This is a genomic window from Pseudomonas sp. R11-23-07 (genome assembly GCF_003852295.1).
Lineage (GTDB): Bacteria > Pseudomonadota > Gammaproteobacteria > Pseudomonadales > Pseudomonadaceae > Aquipseudomonas.
This window is the reverse complement of record NZ_CP027761.1, coordinates 4,207,871-4,221,212: the sequence shown is the minus strand read 5'-3', so window position 1 is coordinate 4,221,212 and position 13,342 is coordinate 4,207,871. Positions and strand designations below refer to the sequence as shown.

12 protein-coding genes, 4 tRNA genes and 1 riboswitch are annotated in these 13,342 nt (G+C 58.1%); of the genes, 12 read left to right on the top strand and 4 right to left on the bottom strand.

Features of this window, described 5'->3' with window-relative positions; all coding sequences use genetic code 11:
* Positions 1–101: 101 nt before the first annotated feature.
* Genes astB through astE form a run of 3 tightly spaced genes read left to right on the top strand, consistent with a single transcriptional unit; the run spans position 102 to position 2,775 of the window.
* Positions 102–1,448: an N-succinylarginine dihydrolase gene (astB, locus tag C4J84_RS19325; protein WP_124407964.1), complete on the top strand. Its 1,347-nt coding sequence runs from the start codon at positions 102–104 to the stop codon at positions 1,446–1,448.
* Between the two features lie 26 nt (positions 1,449–1,474).
* A complete protein-coding gene (locus C4J84_RS19320; protein ID WP_124364046.1) occupies positions 1,475–1,759 on the top strand; it encodes a topoisomerase II in 285 nt (94 codons plus the stop codon).
* A gap of 11 nt (positions 1,760–1,770) precedes the next feature.
* Positions 1,771–2,775, top strand: coding sequence for a succinylglutamate desuccinylase (gene astE / locus C4J84_RS19315; protein ID WP_124435962.1), 1,005 nt, complete (start codon positions 1,771–1,773; stop codon positions 2,773–2,775).
* Positions 2,776–2,828: 53 nt separating this feature from the next.
* Here astE and C4J84_RS19310 read toward each other — a convergent pair whose 3' ends face one another.
* The gene (locus C4J84_RS19310) at positions 2,829–3,338 is read right to left on the bottom strand and encodes a 6,7-dimethyl-8-ribityllumazine synthase (protein WP_124405042.1); all 510 of its coding nucleotides are present in this window, start codon (positions 3,336–3,338) and stop codon (positions 2,829–2,831) included.
* A 114-nt stretch (positions 3,339–3,452) separates the two neighbouring features.
* A riboswitch (FMN riboswitch) is annotated at positions 3,453–3,622 on the bottom strand.
* Between the two features lie 190 nt (positions 3,623–3,812).
* Between C4J84_RS19310 and ltaE the strand changes: the two genes are divergently transcribed.
* The 8 genes from ltaE (at position 3,813) to mgtE (ending at position 11,566) form a co-directional block, all read left to right on the top strand.
* The gene (ltaE, locus tag C4J84_RS19305; RefSeq protein ID WP_124435961.1) at positions 3,813–4,817 is read left to right on the top strand and encodes a low-specificity L-threonine aldolase; all 1,005 of its coding nucleotides are present in this window, start codon (positions 3,813–3,815) and stop codon (positions 4,815–4,817) included.
* Between the two features lie 146 nt (positions 4,818–4,963).
* Positions 4,964–7,582: an alanine--tRNA ligase gene (alaS, locus tag C4J84_RS19300; RefSeq protein WP_124435960.1), complete on the top strand. Its 2,619-nt coding sequence runs from the start codon at positions 4,964–4,966 to the stop codon at positions 7,580–7,582.
* 97 nt (positions 7,583–7,679) lie between these two features.
* Positions 7,680–8,921, top strand: coding sequence for an aspartate kinase (locus tag C4J84_RS19295; protein WP_124371601.1), 1,242 nt, complete (start codon positions 7,680–7,682; stop codon positions 8,919–8,921).
* A 175-nt stretch (positions 8,922–9,096) separates the two neighbouring features.
* Positions 9,097–9,285: a carbon storage regulator CsrA gene (gene csrA, locus C4J84_RS19290; RefSeq protein ID WP_003175645.1), complete on the top strand. Its 189-nt coding sequence runs from the start codon at positions 9,097–9,099 to the stop codon at positions 9,283–9,285.
* 62 nt (positions 9,286–9,347) lie between these two features.
* A tRNA-Ser gene (locus C4J84_RS19285) sits at positions 9,348–9,438 on the top strand.
* A gap of 108 nt (positions 9,439–9,546) precedes the next feature.
* A tRNA-Arg gene (locus C4J84_RS19280) sits at positions 9,547–9,623 on the top strand.
* Positions 9,624–9,696: 73 nt separating this feature from the next.
* Positions 9,697–9,773, top strand: a tRNA-Arg gene (locus C4J84_RS19275).
* Between the two features lie 350 nt (positions 9,774–10,123).
* Positions 10,124–11,566, top strand: coding sequence for a magnesium transporter (gene mgtE, locus C4J84_RS19270; RefSeq protein ID WP_124435959.1), 1,443 nt, complete (start codon positions 10,124–10,126; stop codon positions 11,564–11,566).
* A gap of 100 nt (positions 11,567–11,666) precedes the next feature.
* Here mgtE and C4J84_RS19265 read toward each other — a convergent pair whose 3' ends face one another.
* The 3 genes from C4J84_RS19265 to C4J84_RS19255 all read right to left on the bottom strand — a co-directional run bounded on the left by C4J84_RS19265 (position 11,667) and on the right by C4J84_RS19255 (position 12,794).
* Positions 11,667–11,993, bottom strand: coding sequence for an Arc family DNA-binding protein (locus tag C4J84_RS19265; protein ID WP_003193592.1), 327 nt, complete (start codon positions 11,991–11,993; stop codon positions 11,667–11,669).
* A gap of 382 nt (positions 11,994–12,375) precedes the next feature.
* Positions 12,376–12,555, bottom strand: coding sequence for a PA3371 family protein (locus C4J84_RS26505; protein WP_124435958.1), 180 nt, complete (start codon positions 12,553–12,555; stop codon positions 12,376–12,378).
* An 11-nt stretch (positions 12,556–12,566) separates the two neighbouring features.
* Entirely contained in the window at positions 12,567–12,794 is a 228-nt protein-coding gene (locus tag C4J84_RS19255) for a hypothetical protein (RefSeq protein WP_124435957.1), read from the bottom strand.
* A gap of 322 nt (positions 12,795–13,116) precedes the next feature.
* On the opposite strand from C4J84_RS19255, the gene C4J84_RS19250 reads away from it, so the two are divergent.
* A tRNA-Arg gene (locus tag C4J84_RS19250) sits at positions 13,117–13,193 on the top strand.
* Positions 13,194–13,342: the final 149 nt, after the last annotated feature.

The window sequence follows — 13,342 nt, the reverse complement described above, 5'->3', positions numbered from 1 at the left end:
ATCAACAGACAGACTGCTATCGGGAGCAAGCCCCCTCCCACAATGAATCTGTGATGTGTTGAAGATTGCTTATAAAAACAGATGTTCGTGGAGCCTCGCCGATGAAATCCTATGAAGTCAATTTTGACGGTCTAGTGGGGCCGACCCATAACTACGGCGGTTTGTCCTTCGGCAACGTCGCGTCCCAGAGCAACAGCCAGCAACACTCCAACCCCAAGGAAGCGGCGTTGCAGGGGCTGCAGAAAATGAAAGCGCTGATGGACATGGGCTTTGTGCAAGGCGTGCTTGCACCCCAGGAACGTCCGGACGTGGCCGCCTTGCGCAGCCTCGGTTTCAGCGGCACCGACGCGCAGGTCATTCAGCAGGCGGCCAAGCAAGCCATGCCGTTGCTGGTGGCAAGCTGCTCGGCGTCGAGCATGTGGGTGGCCAACGCCGCCACCGTCAGCCCCAGCGCCGATACGGCGGACGGCCGCGTGCACTTCACCGCTGCCAACCTCAACTGCAAATACCACCGCAGCATCGAACACCCGACCACCAGCCGCGTGCTGGGGGCGATGTTTGCCGATCAGCAGCACTTCGCGCACCACGCCGCGCTACCGGCGGTGGCGCAGTTTGGTGATGAAGGCGCGGCGAACCACACGCGTTTTTGCCGTGACTATGGCGAGGCGGGCGTAGAGTTCTTTGTATTCGGTCGCAGTGCGTTCGACGCCCGTTACCCGGCGCCGCAGAAATACCCGGCGCGCCAGACGCTCGAGGCGTCCCAGGCGGTTGCGCGTTTGCACGGCCTGAAGGACGAAGGCGTGGTCTACGCCCAGCAGAACCCGGCGGTGATCGATGCCGGTGTGTTCCACAACGACGTGATCGCGGTAGGCAATGGCGAAGTGCTGTTCTACCACGAGGACGCTTTCCTCCATACCGAACAGATGCTCGCTGAGTTGCAGGGCAAACTGGGCAAGTTGGGCGGCAACTTCCAGTCGGTCTGCGTGCCGCGTGCCCAGGTCAGTGTGGAGGACGCGGTGCGCTCCTACCTGTTCAACAGCCAGTTGCTGACCCGTCCTGACGGCTCGATGCTGCTGATCGTGCCGGAAGAATGCCGCGCCAACGAGCGCGTCTGGCAGTACCTGCAACAGCTCACGGCCTCTGGCGGCTTGATCCGCGAAGTGAAAGTCTTCGACCTCAAGCAAAGCATGCAGAACGGCGGCGGCCCGGCGTGCCTGCGTCTGCGTGTGGCGTTGAACGAAACCGAACTGGCGGCGGTGAATCCAGGCGTTATCATGACCGCGCCGCTGTACGACACCCTGACCCAGTGGGTCAACAAGCACTACCGCGACAGCCTGCGCGAAACCGACCTGGCTGACCCGCAACTGCTGCTGGAGTGCCGGACGGCACTGGATGAACTGACGCAAATCCTTAAACTGGGCTCGGTTTATCCTTTCCAGACCCATTAACGCCCTACGGCTGAGATATTTTATTTATGACCGACACCCTTAAGCTGATCCTTGAAGACACCGACGGCACCCAGCTGGAAACTTCCTGCACCCGCGTTGCCGTGGTCTGGCAGGGCAAGGAGATCTGGATCCAGCACGACGGCCGTGGCCAACTGCTGATCGGCGTGGATGTGGAGGAGGGTGACGCCGAGTACGCCAACCTGTTGATGCGGCCATTGGCGACCAACCTGATGAGCCTGCAACTGGAAATGGAACCGGCCGAGGTTGAAGGCGACGACGATCACGTCCATGGCCCTGGCTGCAACCACTAAGGAAGCTGCTTATGCTCGCCCTCGGCAAACTGCTTGAACTGACCCTCGCCGGTCGCGAACCGGCGCAAAAAATTCAACTGACTGTCGACGGCGTGCAGATGCGCTGGCTCAGTGAGGGCGCGCTTGAAGTGCGTCCTCCTGAAGCACGGGACAATGGCAGCGACCTGCTGTTGTCGTCCGGCATCCATGGCAACGAAACCGCGCCGATCGAGTTGCTCGACCGTCTGTTGCATGGCATCGCCCGTGGGGAAATCAAACCCCGCACCCGTATTCTGTTCCTGTTCGGCAACCCCGAGGCCATGCGTCGCGGCGAGCGTTACCTTGAACTGGACGTCAACCGGCTGTTCAACGGCCGGCATGAAAGCAACATCGGCCCCGAAGCCATGCGCGCCGCCGAACTGGAACAGCTGGCCCGCAGCTTTTTCAGCCAGCCTGGCCGTTCGCGCCTGCATTACGACCTGCACACCGCGATTCGTGGCTCGAAGATCGAGCAGTTTGCGCTGTACCCGTGGAAGGAAGGGCGCCAGCATTCACGCCGTGAGCTTGAGCGCCTGCACGCAGCCGGCATGCAAGCGGTGCTGTTGCAGAACAAGACCTCGATCACCTTCACCGCCTTTACCTACGAACAGCTGGACGCCGAGGCCTTCACCCTGGAGTTGGGCAAGGCGCGGCCGTTCGGGCATAACGAGGGCGTGGATGTTTCACGCCTGGAGCTGCGCCTCAAGCAGATCATCGAGGGCACCGAGCCTGCTACGGACAGCCTCGACGGTATGCAGCTGTTCGCCGTTGCGCGTGAAGTGATCAAGCACAGTGACGCCTTCCTGCTGCACCTGCCGGCCGATGTGGAAAACTTTTCGGAGTTGGAAAAAGGCTACCTGCTGGCCGAAGACGTAGCCAGGACCCGCTGGGTGATCGAGGAAGAGGGCGCACGCATCATCTTCCCCAACCCGAAGGTGAAGAATGGTTTGCGCGCGGGGATATTGATCGTGCCGACCACGGACGCTGACCTGGCATAGATGCAAATGTGGGAGGGGACAAGTCCCCTCCCACATTGGTTTTGCAGGGTGGCTTAGACGGCTAAGGCGCGTGGCTCGCTGCGGCGGATCGCACGGACCTTGTGCAGTGTGTCGGCGCAGGTGCGTGCCGCTTCCTGACCCTTGTGCACGAAGTGCTCGTAGAAGAACGTGGTGTGTTCGCTGCCGCCATGGAAGTGGTGCGGGGTCAGCGATACCGAGAATACCGGCACTTCGGTTTCGAGCTGCACCTGCATCAGGCCGCTGACCACTGATTGGGCGACGAATTCGTGACGGTAGATGCCGCCATCCACCACCAGCGCGGCGGCGACGATACCGGCGTAACGGCCGGTCTTGGCCAGCAGTTTGGCGTGCAGAGGCATTTCAAAGGCGCCGCCGACTTCGAAGAAGTCGATATCCGATTCCTGGTAGCCTTGGGCGATCATTTCGGCGAGGAAACCTTTACGCGACTGGTCGACAATATCCTTGTGCCAGCAGGCCTGGATAAATGCGACGCGCTCGCCGTGGTGGTTTTTGCTTTTGCTGTCGATTGCGGTGGGTTGCATGTTCTGACTCCTGTTTAAGAAAAAAACAGGGCGTTATGAATCGAATGGGATTTAAGGGTATGCACCGCTGTTTTCATGCAGGCATGAATTCAACGCGCGGCCCTTAGGTGCCAATCCCGTTCTCTCTTCATCCGGACTATGACCGTCGGCCCCGGGATCACACCGGGTCTGCTGACCTTGTCGCCGTCCTGCCTGAGCAGTTCGAGGCGCCAAGCGCTCGCGGGCTATGCACATTGCGCGCAATTACCGCCGGTGGGGAATTGCACCCCGCCCTGAGAACGTTGCCACCAGAACCCTGGCGGCGGAGAGTTTTTAACATGCTTTTTCAAAAACTGCACGGTTGCCGTATCGATAAGCTATATCGGTTTGTTTGGTGGGTATTCGATTGAATGCAGCGGGGACTTGATATTGCGTGGCTTTGCCCGCAGTAATCACTCACAAAAGGACTTATCCATTCCGTTAGAGGCCCCCTTCATGACCGTGATCGACCTGCGCAGCGACACCGTGACCCAACCCACCCCCGGTATGCTCGATGCGATGGCCAGCGCCGTCAGCGGTGATGACGTCTACGGCGAAGACCCCAGCGTCAACCGACTGGAGGCTGAGTTGGCCAGGCGCCTGGGCTTTCCGGCCGCGCTGTTCGTGCCCACTGGCACCATGAGTAACCTGCTGGCGTTGATGGCCCACTGTGAGCGCGGTGAGGAATACATCGTCGGGCAACAGGCCCATACCTACAAATACGAAGGGGGCGGGGCGGCCGTGCTGGGTTCGATCCAGCCGCAGCCGCTGGAGGTGCAGCCAGACGGTTCCCTGGACCTTGACCAGGTGCTGGCGGCGATCAAACCCGATGATTTCCACTTCGCCCGCACGCGCTTGCTGGCGCTGGAAAACACCATGCAAGGCAAGGTGCTGCCATTGGCATACCTGGCCAGGGCGCGGGCGTTTACCCGTGAACACGGCCTGGCGTTGCATCTGGACGGCGCGCGGCTCTACAACGCAGCGGTCAAGCTGGGCGTGGACGCGCGTGAAATTGCCGGGCATTTCGACTCGGTGTCGGTGTGCCTGTCCAAGGGGCTCGGTGCGCCGGTCGGTTCGGTGCTGTGCGGTTCCACGGCATTGATCGCCAAGGCGCGGCGTCTGCGCAAGATGGTCGGCGGCGGCATGCGCCAGGCCGGTTCACTGGCTGCGGCAGGCCTGTATGCCCTGGATCACCAGGTGCAGCGTTTGGCCGATGACCACGCCAATGCGCAGTGGCTGGGGGATGAGTTGCGCCAGGCGGGTTATACGGTGGAGCCGGTACAGACCAACATGGTCTATGTGCAGATCGATGACCGGGCCCAGGCGTTGAAAGCGTTTGCCGCCGAGCGCGGGATCAAGTTGAGCGCCGCTCCGCGCCTGCGCATGGTGACGCACCTGGACGTCAGCCGGGCGCAGATTGAGCAAGTCGTGCAGACATTCGTCGCCTTTTCGCAGAAATGACAGTGCAGGCCGTCTAATTGACTGCTTCTATCACATAAACACGCTGTACCACCGGCAAAGGGCCGATATAATGCGGCCCTTTGCCGTCGCTTCGTCTGATGATGTTGCGCACTGGCCTTTGGCCGCAGCCTCCGTGGAAGAACCTAATGAAAAGCGCAGAAATCCGTGAAGCCTTCCTTCGCTTCTTCGAAGAGCAAGGCCACACCCGTGTAGCCTCAAGCTCCTTGATCCCAGGCAATGACCCAACCCTGCTGTTCACTAACGCGGGGATGAACCAGTTCAAGGACTGTTTCCTGAGCCAGGAAAAACGCGCCTACACCCGCGCCACCAGCAGTCAGAAGTGCGTACGCGCCGGCGGCAAGAACAGTGACCTGGAAAACGTGGGTTACACCGCGCGCCACCACACCTTCTTCGAAATGCTGGGTAATTTCAGTTTCGGCGATTATTTCAAGAAAGACGCGATCACCTTCGCCTGGACCTTCCTGACCGGCGTGCTGAAACTGCCCAAGGAAAAGCTCTGGGTAACCGTCTATGCCACGGATGACGAAGCGTATGACATCTGGACCCAGCAAATCGGCGTGCCCGCCGAGCGCATGATCCGCATCGGCGACAACAAAGGCGCGCCGTACGCCTCCGATAACTTCTGGACCATGGGCGACACCGGCCCTTGCGGCCCCTGCACCGAGATTTTCTACGATCACGGCGCCGACATCTGGGGTGGCCCGCCGGGTTCGCCGGATGAAGACGGCGACCGCTACATCGAAATCTGGAACAACGTGTTCATGCAGTTCAACCGCACCGCGGATGGCGTGTTGCATCCGTTGCCGGCACCGTCGGTGGACACCGGCATGGGGCTGGAACGGATCAGTGCGGTCATGCAGCACGTTCATTCCAACTATGAAATCGACCTGTTCACCAATCTGTTGAGCGCATCGGCTGCGGCCATTGGCTGCGCCAATGAAGGCCAGTCTTCGCTCAAGGTCGTATCGGACCACATCCGCTCCTGCGGCTTCCTGATTGCCGATGGGGTGCTGCCGTCCAACGAAGGCCGTGGCTATGTGCTGCGCCGCATTATCCGTCGCGCCTGCCGTCACGGTAACAAACTGGGCGCTACCGGCAGTTTCTTCTACAAGATCGTGGCTGCCCTGGTAGCGGAGATGGGCGATGCCTTCCCGGAACTGAAACAGCAACAAGCCAACATCGAACGGGTGCTCAAGGCTGAGGAAGAGCAGTTCTCCAAGACCCTGGAGCACGGCCTGAAAATTCTCGAGCAGGACCTGGCTGAACTCAAAGGCACCGTGGTGCCGGGCGATGTGGTGTTCAAGCTCTACGACACCTATGGCTTCCCGATGGACCTGACCGCCGACATCGCCCGTGAGCGTGAGCTGACCGTTGATGAGGCCGGTTTCGAGCGTGAGATGGAAGCCCAGCGTGTGCGTGCGCGTTCCGCCAGCTCGTTTGGCCTGGACTACAACACCCTGGTCAAGGTTGATGTGCCTACCGAGTTCATCGGCTACAAGGCTACCGCCGGCGCGGCCAAAATCGTTGCCATTTATAAAGACGGCAAGTCAGTCGATGTGCTGAACGAGGGCGATGAAGCGGTGGTGGTCCTGGATCAGACGCCGTTCTACGCGGAGTCGGGCGGGCAAATCGGTGACTGTGGTTTCCTCAGTTCGACGTCCGGTCGTTTCGACGTGCGCGACACCACCAAGACCGGTGGTGCGTTCCTGCACCATGGTGTGTTGGTACTGGGCAACCTGGTCGTCGGCGCGCCAGTCGAGACTCAGGTCGATGCCGATGTACGGCATGCAACCGCGTTGAACCACTCGGCTACTCACTTGCTGCACGCTGCGCTGCGTCAGGTGTTGGGCGAGCATGTCCAGCAGAAGGGCTCGTTGGTCGACAGCCAGCGCCTGCGTTTCGACTTCAGCCACTTCGAAGCGATCAAGCCTGATCAGATCAAGGCGCTGGAAGATATCGTCAACGCCGAAATCCGTAAGAACACCCCGGTTGAAACCGAGGAAACGGATATCGAAACCGCCAGGAACAAGGGCGCCATGGCGCTGTTTGGCGAGAAGTATGGCGAGGAAGTGCGCGTGCTGAGCATGGGCGGCAGTTTCTCGGTGGAACTGTGTGGCGGTATCCACGCCAACCGCACCGGCGACATCGGCCTGTTGAAAATCATCAGCGAAGGCGGTGTGGCCTCCGGTGTGCGTCGTATCGAGGCAGTCACCGGTGCCGCGGCGCTGGCCTACCTCAATGCAGCCGAAGAACAACTCAAGGAAGCGGCCGGCCTGGTCAAGGGTAGCCGCGACAATCTGATCGACAAGCTGTCCGCCGTGCTTGAGCGCAACCGTGCGCTGGAGAAACAGCTGGAGCAGTTGCAAGCGAAGGCGGCCAGTGCTGCGGGCGACGATCTGTCGGCCTCCGCGGTTGACGTCAAGGACGTAAAAGTCCTGGCGGCGCGCCTGGACGGTCAGGACGGCAAGGCGTTACTGGCCTTGGTCGATCAGTTGAAGAACAAGCTCGGTCGCGCAGTGATCCTGCTCGGCAGTGTCCATGAGGATAAGGTCGTGCTGGTTGCCGGTGTAACCAAGGACCTGACTGGCCAACTCAAAGCCGGTGATTTGATGAAGCAAGCCGCTGCGGCAGTGGGCGGCAAGGGCGGTGGTCGTCCGGACATGGCGCAAGGCGGTGGTGTAGATGCCGGCGCCCTGGACGCGGCGCTGGCCTTGACCGTGCCGTTTGTCGAGGCAGGTATTTAAGGCGCTGTTAATGAGCCCATGGTCTAGTCGTGGGCTCGCTCGGTTGCTGGAAGATTCGTTTATTGGGCGCCCCTTTACGGGCTGAGGCGGCTTAGAAATGGCTTTGATCGTACAGAAATTCGGAGGCACCTCGGTCGGTTCTGTCGAAAGAATCGAGCAGGTGGCCGACAAGGTTAAGAAGTTCCGTGATGCCGGCGACGACCTGGTGGTGGTGCTGTCGGCCATGAGCGGCGAGACCAATCGCCTGATCGACCTGGCCAAGGCCATCAGCGGTGATCAACAACCGCTCCCGCGTGAGCTGGACGTGATTGTGTCCACTGGTGAGCAGGTAACCATTGCGCTGCTGGCCATGGCCCTGAACAAGCGTGGCGTGCCAGCGGTGTCCTACACTGGCAGTCAGGTGCGCATCCTTACCGACAGCGCACATACCAAGGCGCGCATCCTGCAGATCGACGATCAGAAGATTCGAGCTGATCTGAAGGAGGGGCGCGTGGTCGTGGTAGCGGGTTTCCAGGGTGTTGACGAGCAGGGCAATATCACCACGCTTGGGCGTGGCGGTTCGGACACCACGGGCGTGGCGCTGGCAGCGGCTCTCAAGGCTGACGAATGCCAGATCTATACCGATGTGGATGGCGTCTACACCACCGACCCGCGCGTCGTGTCCGTGGCCCAGCGCCTGGACAAGATCACCTTTGAAGAGATGCTGGAAATGGCCAGCCTCGGTTCCAAGGTGCTGCAGATTCGTGCGGTGGAATTCGCCGGCAAGTACAACGTTCCGCTGCGCGTATTGCACAGCTTCAAAGAGGGTCCGGGCACCCTCATTACTATTGATGAAGAGGAATCCATGGAACAGCCGATCATTTCCGGCATCGCTTTCAACCGCGATGAAGCCAAGCTGACGATCCGTGGCGTGCCAGACACTCCGGGTGTGGCCTTCAAGATCCTCGGTCCTATCAGCGGCGCGAATATCGAAGTCGACATGATCGTGCAGAACGTTTCGCACGATAACACCACCGATTTCACCTTCACCGTGCACCGCAACGAGTACGATGCGGCCGAGCGTATCCTGCAGAACACTGCAAGCGAGATCGGCGCCCGTGAAGTAATCGGCGATACCAAGATTGCCAAGGTGTCGATCGTGGGTGTGGGCATGCGCTCCCATGCCGGTGTTGCCAGTCGCATGTTCGAAGCGCTGGCCAAGGAAAGCATCAACATCCAGATGATCTCCACGTCGGAAATCAAAGTCTCGGTAGTGATTGAAGAAAAATATCTGGAATTGGCCGTGCGTGCGCTGCATACCGCTTTTGAGCTGGACGCTCCGGCCCGACAGGGCGAGTGATGCGATGCCAGGAAGGCGCGGCTTACCGCGCCTTTCATTTTTTTGTAGGGCGCATGTTCTTTTGCGTGGGCTCGACAATACTTAGGCGGTAGGGCTACGGCCTTTTGGTTGTAGGTCGAATGCCTTTTTTTTTGCAGACTGTTGTTCCTGAAATGAATTGCGTGAGGTGAAAGGTATGTTGATTCTGACTCGTCGTTGCGCAGAAAGCCTGATTATCGGTGATGGCGAAATCACCGTGACCGTGCTCGGCGTCAAAGGCAATCAAGTGCGTATCGGGGTTAACGCTCCGAAAGAGGTAGCGGTCCATCGCGAGGAAATCTACCTGCGGATCAAGAAAGAGAAGGACGAAGAACCAAGCCTTTAATTTTTATCGTTTTTTATGTTTGCAAACGGGGAGGAACGTGGTTAATATACGCCCCGTGTTGCGGAGAGCTGGCCGAGTGGCCGAAGGCGCTCCCCTGCTAAGGGAGTACACCTCAAAAGGGTGTCGGGGGTTCGAATCCCCCGTTCTCCGCCATTATTTGCTTAGTACGTTGCAATCTGGTTTTTTCGGTAAGTTGTTGAAATTGATCGAAAAAATAGCTTTACATAGAGATTGAACGGCCTATAATGCGCGGCAACAAATGCACTCGTAGCTCAGCTGGATAGAGTACTCGGCTACGAACCGAGCGGTCACAGGTTCGAATCCTGTCGAGTGCACCATTTAAGAGTCAGTTGCAGCAATGCAGATGGCTTGGTTTCAACCAGTTGTGATCTGGTCTAAAAAACACACTCTGCACTCGTAGCTCAGCTGGATAGAGTACTCGGCTACGAACCGAGCGGTCACAGGTTCGAATCCTGTCGAGTGCACCATACAAACAAAAAGCCCGCCTAGTGCGGGCTTTTTGCCGTCTGGGGTTTGTGTAGGCTTTATCCTGGCGTACGTCTTTTTCTGTTTCCCTTGTGTTTTCCCTTCCCGCTGCGTCGTCGCAGTTCATAGATGTAGCCAGCACTCAGCTTTGGCTTGCAAGCGCTTGTTCTTTCCAGTTTTTTTTGACGTTAAAAGCGGCCGAGCGGTGTATCATGCGCCGGTCAGCCCCGCCGGGGCTTGTGGAATGCCTCCATGGACTTACCCAGTAGTTACTCAGTATCCCGCTTTACCAATCATGAATTGACTGATTGATCCTTCCGGCGCGCTCCGCTGCTGGGAGTGGAGTTCGCCTATGACCGAAGTAGAAGTAAAGAAAACACAAGAAAGCCTGCAGGATCGCCTGGCTCAAGTTATCGAGCTGCTGCAGCGCCAGCGCGTGGTCGAAGACCTCACGCACCGCCAGGAAGGTCCGCACCACGACCGCGTCGAAAACCTGGTTCACCGGCAAAATCTCGTCGAGCTGCAACGCAAACTCGATGACCTGCACTCCGCCGACGTTGCTTATATTCTCGAAGCCTTGCCGCTGGATGATCGCCTGACGCTCTGGCAGTTGGTCAAGGCTGATCGCGACGGCGACATTCTCCTCGAAGTATCTGATTCGGTCCGTGAAACCCTGATCGCCGACATGGACGATCATGAGCTCCTGGCTGCGGCCAGGGAGATGGATGCGGACGAACTGGCCGACCTGGCGCCTGAATTGCCGCGCGATGTTGTTCATGAGCTGATGGAGGCGTTGGACACCCAGCAGCGTGAGCGTGTGCGTTCTGCGCTGTCTTATGACGAAGACCAGGTCGGCGCGCTGATGGACTTCGAGATGGTCACCATCCGCGAAGACGTCAGCCTGGAAGTGGTGCTGCGCTACCTGCGCCGTCTCAAAGAGCTGCCGGGGCATACCGACAAGCTGTTTGTGGTCGACTACGAAGGCATTCTCAAGGGCGTATTGCCCATCAAGCGTCTGCTGGTAAATGATCCGGAGAAGAGAGTTGCTGACCTGATGGCCAGCGATACCGTGAGCTTTCACCCGGATGAAGATGCCTACGACGCAGCCCAGGCATTTGAGCGTTACGACTTGATCTCTGCCCCGGTGGTGGACAAGAACGGCAAGCTGATCGGCCGTTTGACGATTGACGAAATCGTTGACCTTATTCGCGAAGAGAGTGAAACCGAAGTCCTCAACATGGCTGGTTTGCGTGAAGAGGAAGATATTTTTGCGTCAGTCTGGCGTTCGCTGCACAACCGTTGGGCTTGGCTGGCCGTTAACCTGATTACTGCATTTATCGCGTCCCGCGTGATCGGACTGTTCGAGGGCTCCATCGAAAAGTTGGTGGCCCTGGCGGCGTTGATGCCGATTGTGGCCGGCATCGGCGGTAACTCCGGTAACCAGACCATCACCATGATCGTACGCGCCATGGCGCTGGATCAGGTCAGTACCGCCAACTCTTCGCGCCTGCTGCGCAAGGAGCTGGCTGTGGGCCTCATCAACGGCCTGGTGTGGGGAGGCGTAATCGGCGTGGTGGCTTACTTGCTATATGGCAGTTGGTCGCTGGGTGTGGTGATGACCGCTGCCATGACCCTCAATTTGCTTTTGGCTGCCTTGATGGGGGTTTTGATCCCTATGACCCTGGCGCGTCTGGGGCGCGATCCTGCCATGGGGGCCAGCGTGATGATCACGGCCATGACTGACAGTGGTGGCTTCTTCATCTTCCTGGGCTTGGCTACGATCTTCCTGCTCTGACCTTTCCTGCGGGGGCAAATCTGCCCTCGCATTGCTTTCTTGCTCAAATCCCACGCAAAAAAAAGCCAGCACATGGCTGGCTTCGGCTTTCAGCTGTAAATCAATTGGCTTCTGCGGCCGCCTCTACGTCGTGCGCGATCAGCGAGACGAGAGCATTTTGCTGGCGGTGGGAAAGCTGACGAAAACGCTGCAGCAGTTCGCGTTCGTGCAGTGACAGCTCTGGGCTGTCCAGGCGCATGCTCAACTCTTCACCCAAGGCACCTTCCTGAATAAGGCTCTGTTCCAGGCGAGCGATGATTTCGGAGTTCATGCTGCGATGATGATTGCGAGCCACCTCGGCAATGCGTTCCCGCATTCCGTCTGGCAGACGTACGACGAACTTGTCAGCCGTACGGCTGGAATAAATTGCCTGTTTCAATGGGCGCATATATTTAACCGGTTAGTTCAGGGGAGCGGTTTTTGGAATTGGCCGCAAGATGAGTGTTAAGACAAGGCTCACGACCAAAGTTCAACCCGAATTGCAAAGAGGCCGCATCATGCCTCAGATTTGACATTTCCTTGGCGTCAATTCTGTGACAAATATTGAACCGCCTAAAGGCTTTATGCCAGCACTGATTTGCATTTTTGCGGACTGGTTGGAAAAGTTTCGCGTTGGATCGGGTATTCCTGATCTTCGCGCAAGCCTTATCCGAAATCGGGCTGAAGAGCGCACGCCTTAAGCAACATGGCCTTTTGCCCTCATCTGTAAGGGTAGTGGCAGTTTGCTGATTTGCTAGCGCAAAGCGACATAAGGTCGGGCTGGAGGGGGATTAGCGCAGTATGGGGTCGAATTTTATCCGCCGCCCTAGGGCGAGCGTCAGGACCAGGAGGCATCCAAAAACAGCACTGGCGATGAACGCCAGGGTGCGAGTGTCTTGCATAGCATTACTTAAGCCCAGTAGGGCGGTTGCGAGCGTCAGGCACAAAAAAAGCCATGCAGGTTTGGACATGAGTAGCGCTCTCAGAAAACCCAGTGTTCGGATGTTGGGGTGGCTTGGGTGCCTTGGGTTAAACGAATAGGGGATTGAGGGTCGGCTGTCATCACCGCCAGCTGTGGTCTTTGCTGCAGGTGGTGCGGTACGGCCTGGGTGATTTGAGTCGGGTCTTGCAATTTGGCTGGGAAGAAATGAAAAGTTACCAGCGCAGCCAGTGCCATTGCGTTGAGGGCGAGTAGTAGGGCGCTGTTCATAGTCTTCTTCTCCGTATGCCTTGGCCAAATGGGTTTATGGGAGAAGTGTTGCAGGTCGCGTGCCAACTGATTTATTCAATATAATCAATTGGTTATCTTGATTTATGGGGAGTCGTATAGTGCAATTTGCAATGATGGCACTTTGGGGGAGTGCATTTTGCACGACGGCATAGGCCGCCCGGATTGTATTGGGCTGCGCTACCGCATGCTTGCAAGCATTGGCTTACGATCAAAAAGCCAAGGGATGACATGACAAAAACTACCTTGCCCGTTAACATGCACGCCGTCCGTCGTTGAGCCTTTGGCTTGTCGATTGCGATTTGTCCCAGTAGCTCAATTGGATAGAGCATCCCCCTCCTAAGGGGAAGGTTGGCCGTTCGAACCGGCCCTGGGACACCATATATTCCGGGCCTCTCCAGCCATACTCCTGACAGTTAAGTTTTTCTGTGACAGCAGGGTGGCAGCAGCAGGAAAAAGTAAGCCCCGCCGGGCAATGCTCAGGCGGGGCTTTTTTATGTCAAACGCTTGTGGGCGAAAATTACTCCTCA

Excerpts from the sequence above, each read along its gene's own strand:
- mgtE (WP_124435959.1), top strand. The coding sequence starts at position 10,124 with ATGACCGAAGTAGAAGTAAAGAAAACACAAGAAAGCCTGCAGGATCGC.
- C4J84_RS19265 (WP_003193592.1), bottom strand. The coding sequence starts at position 11,993 with ATGCGCCCATTGAAACAGGCAATTTATTCCAGCCGTACGGCTGACAAG.
- astE (WP_124435962.1), top strand. The coding sequence starts at position 1,771 with ATGCTCGCCCTCGGCAAACTGCTTGAACTGACCCTCGCCGGTCGCGAA.
- C4J84_RS19295 (WP_124371601.1), top strand. The coding sequence starts at position 7,680 with ATGGCTTTGATCGTACAGAAATTCGGAGGCACCTCGGTCGGTTCTGTC.
- C4J84_RS19255 (WP_124435957.1), bottom strand. The coding sequence starts at position 12,794 with ATGAACAGCGCCCTACTACTCGCCCTCAACGCAATGGCACTGGCTGCG.
- alaS (WP_124435960.1), top strand. The coding sequence starts at position 4,964 with ATGAAAAGCGCAGAAATCCGTGAAGCCTTCCTTCGCTTCTTCGAAGAG.
- C4J84_RS26505 (WP_124435958.1), bottom strand. The coding sequence starts at position 12,555 with ATGTCCAAACCTGCATGGCTTTTTTTGTGCCTGACGCTCGCAACCGCC.
- astB (WP_124407964.1), top strand. The coding sequence starts at position 102 with ATGAAATCCTATGAAGTCAATTTTGACGGTCTAGTGGGGCCGACCCAT.
- csrA (WP_003175645.1), top strand. The coding sequence starts at position 9,097 with ATGTTGATTCTGACTCGTCGTTGCGCAGAAAGCCTGATTATCGGTGAT.
- ltaE (WP_124435961.1), top strand. The coding sequence starts at position 3,813 with ATGACCGTGATCGACCTGCGCAGCGACACCGTGACCCAACCCACCCCC.
- C4J84_RS19310 (WP_124405042.1), bottom strand. The coding sequence starts at position 3,338 with ATGCAACCCACCGCAATCGACAGCAAAAGCAAAAACCACCACGGCGAG.
- C4J84_RS19320 (WP_124364046.1), top strand. The coding sequence starts at position 1,475 with ATGACCGACACCCTTAAGCTGATCCTTGAAGACACCGACGGCACCCAG.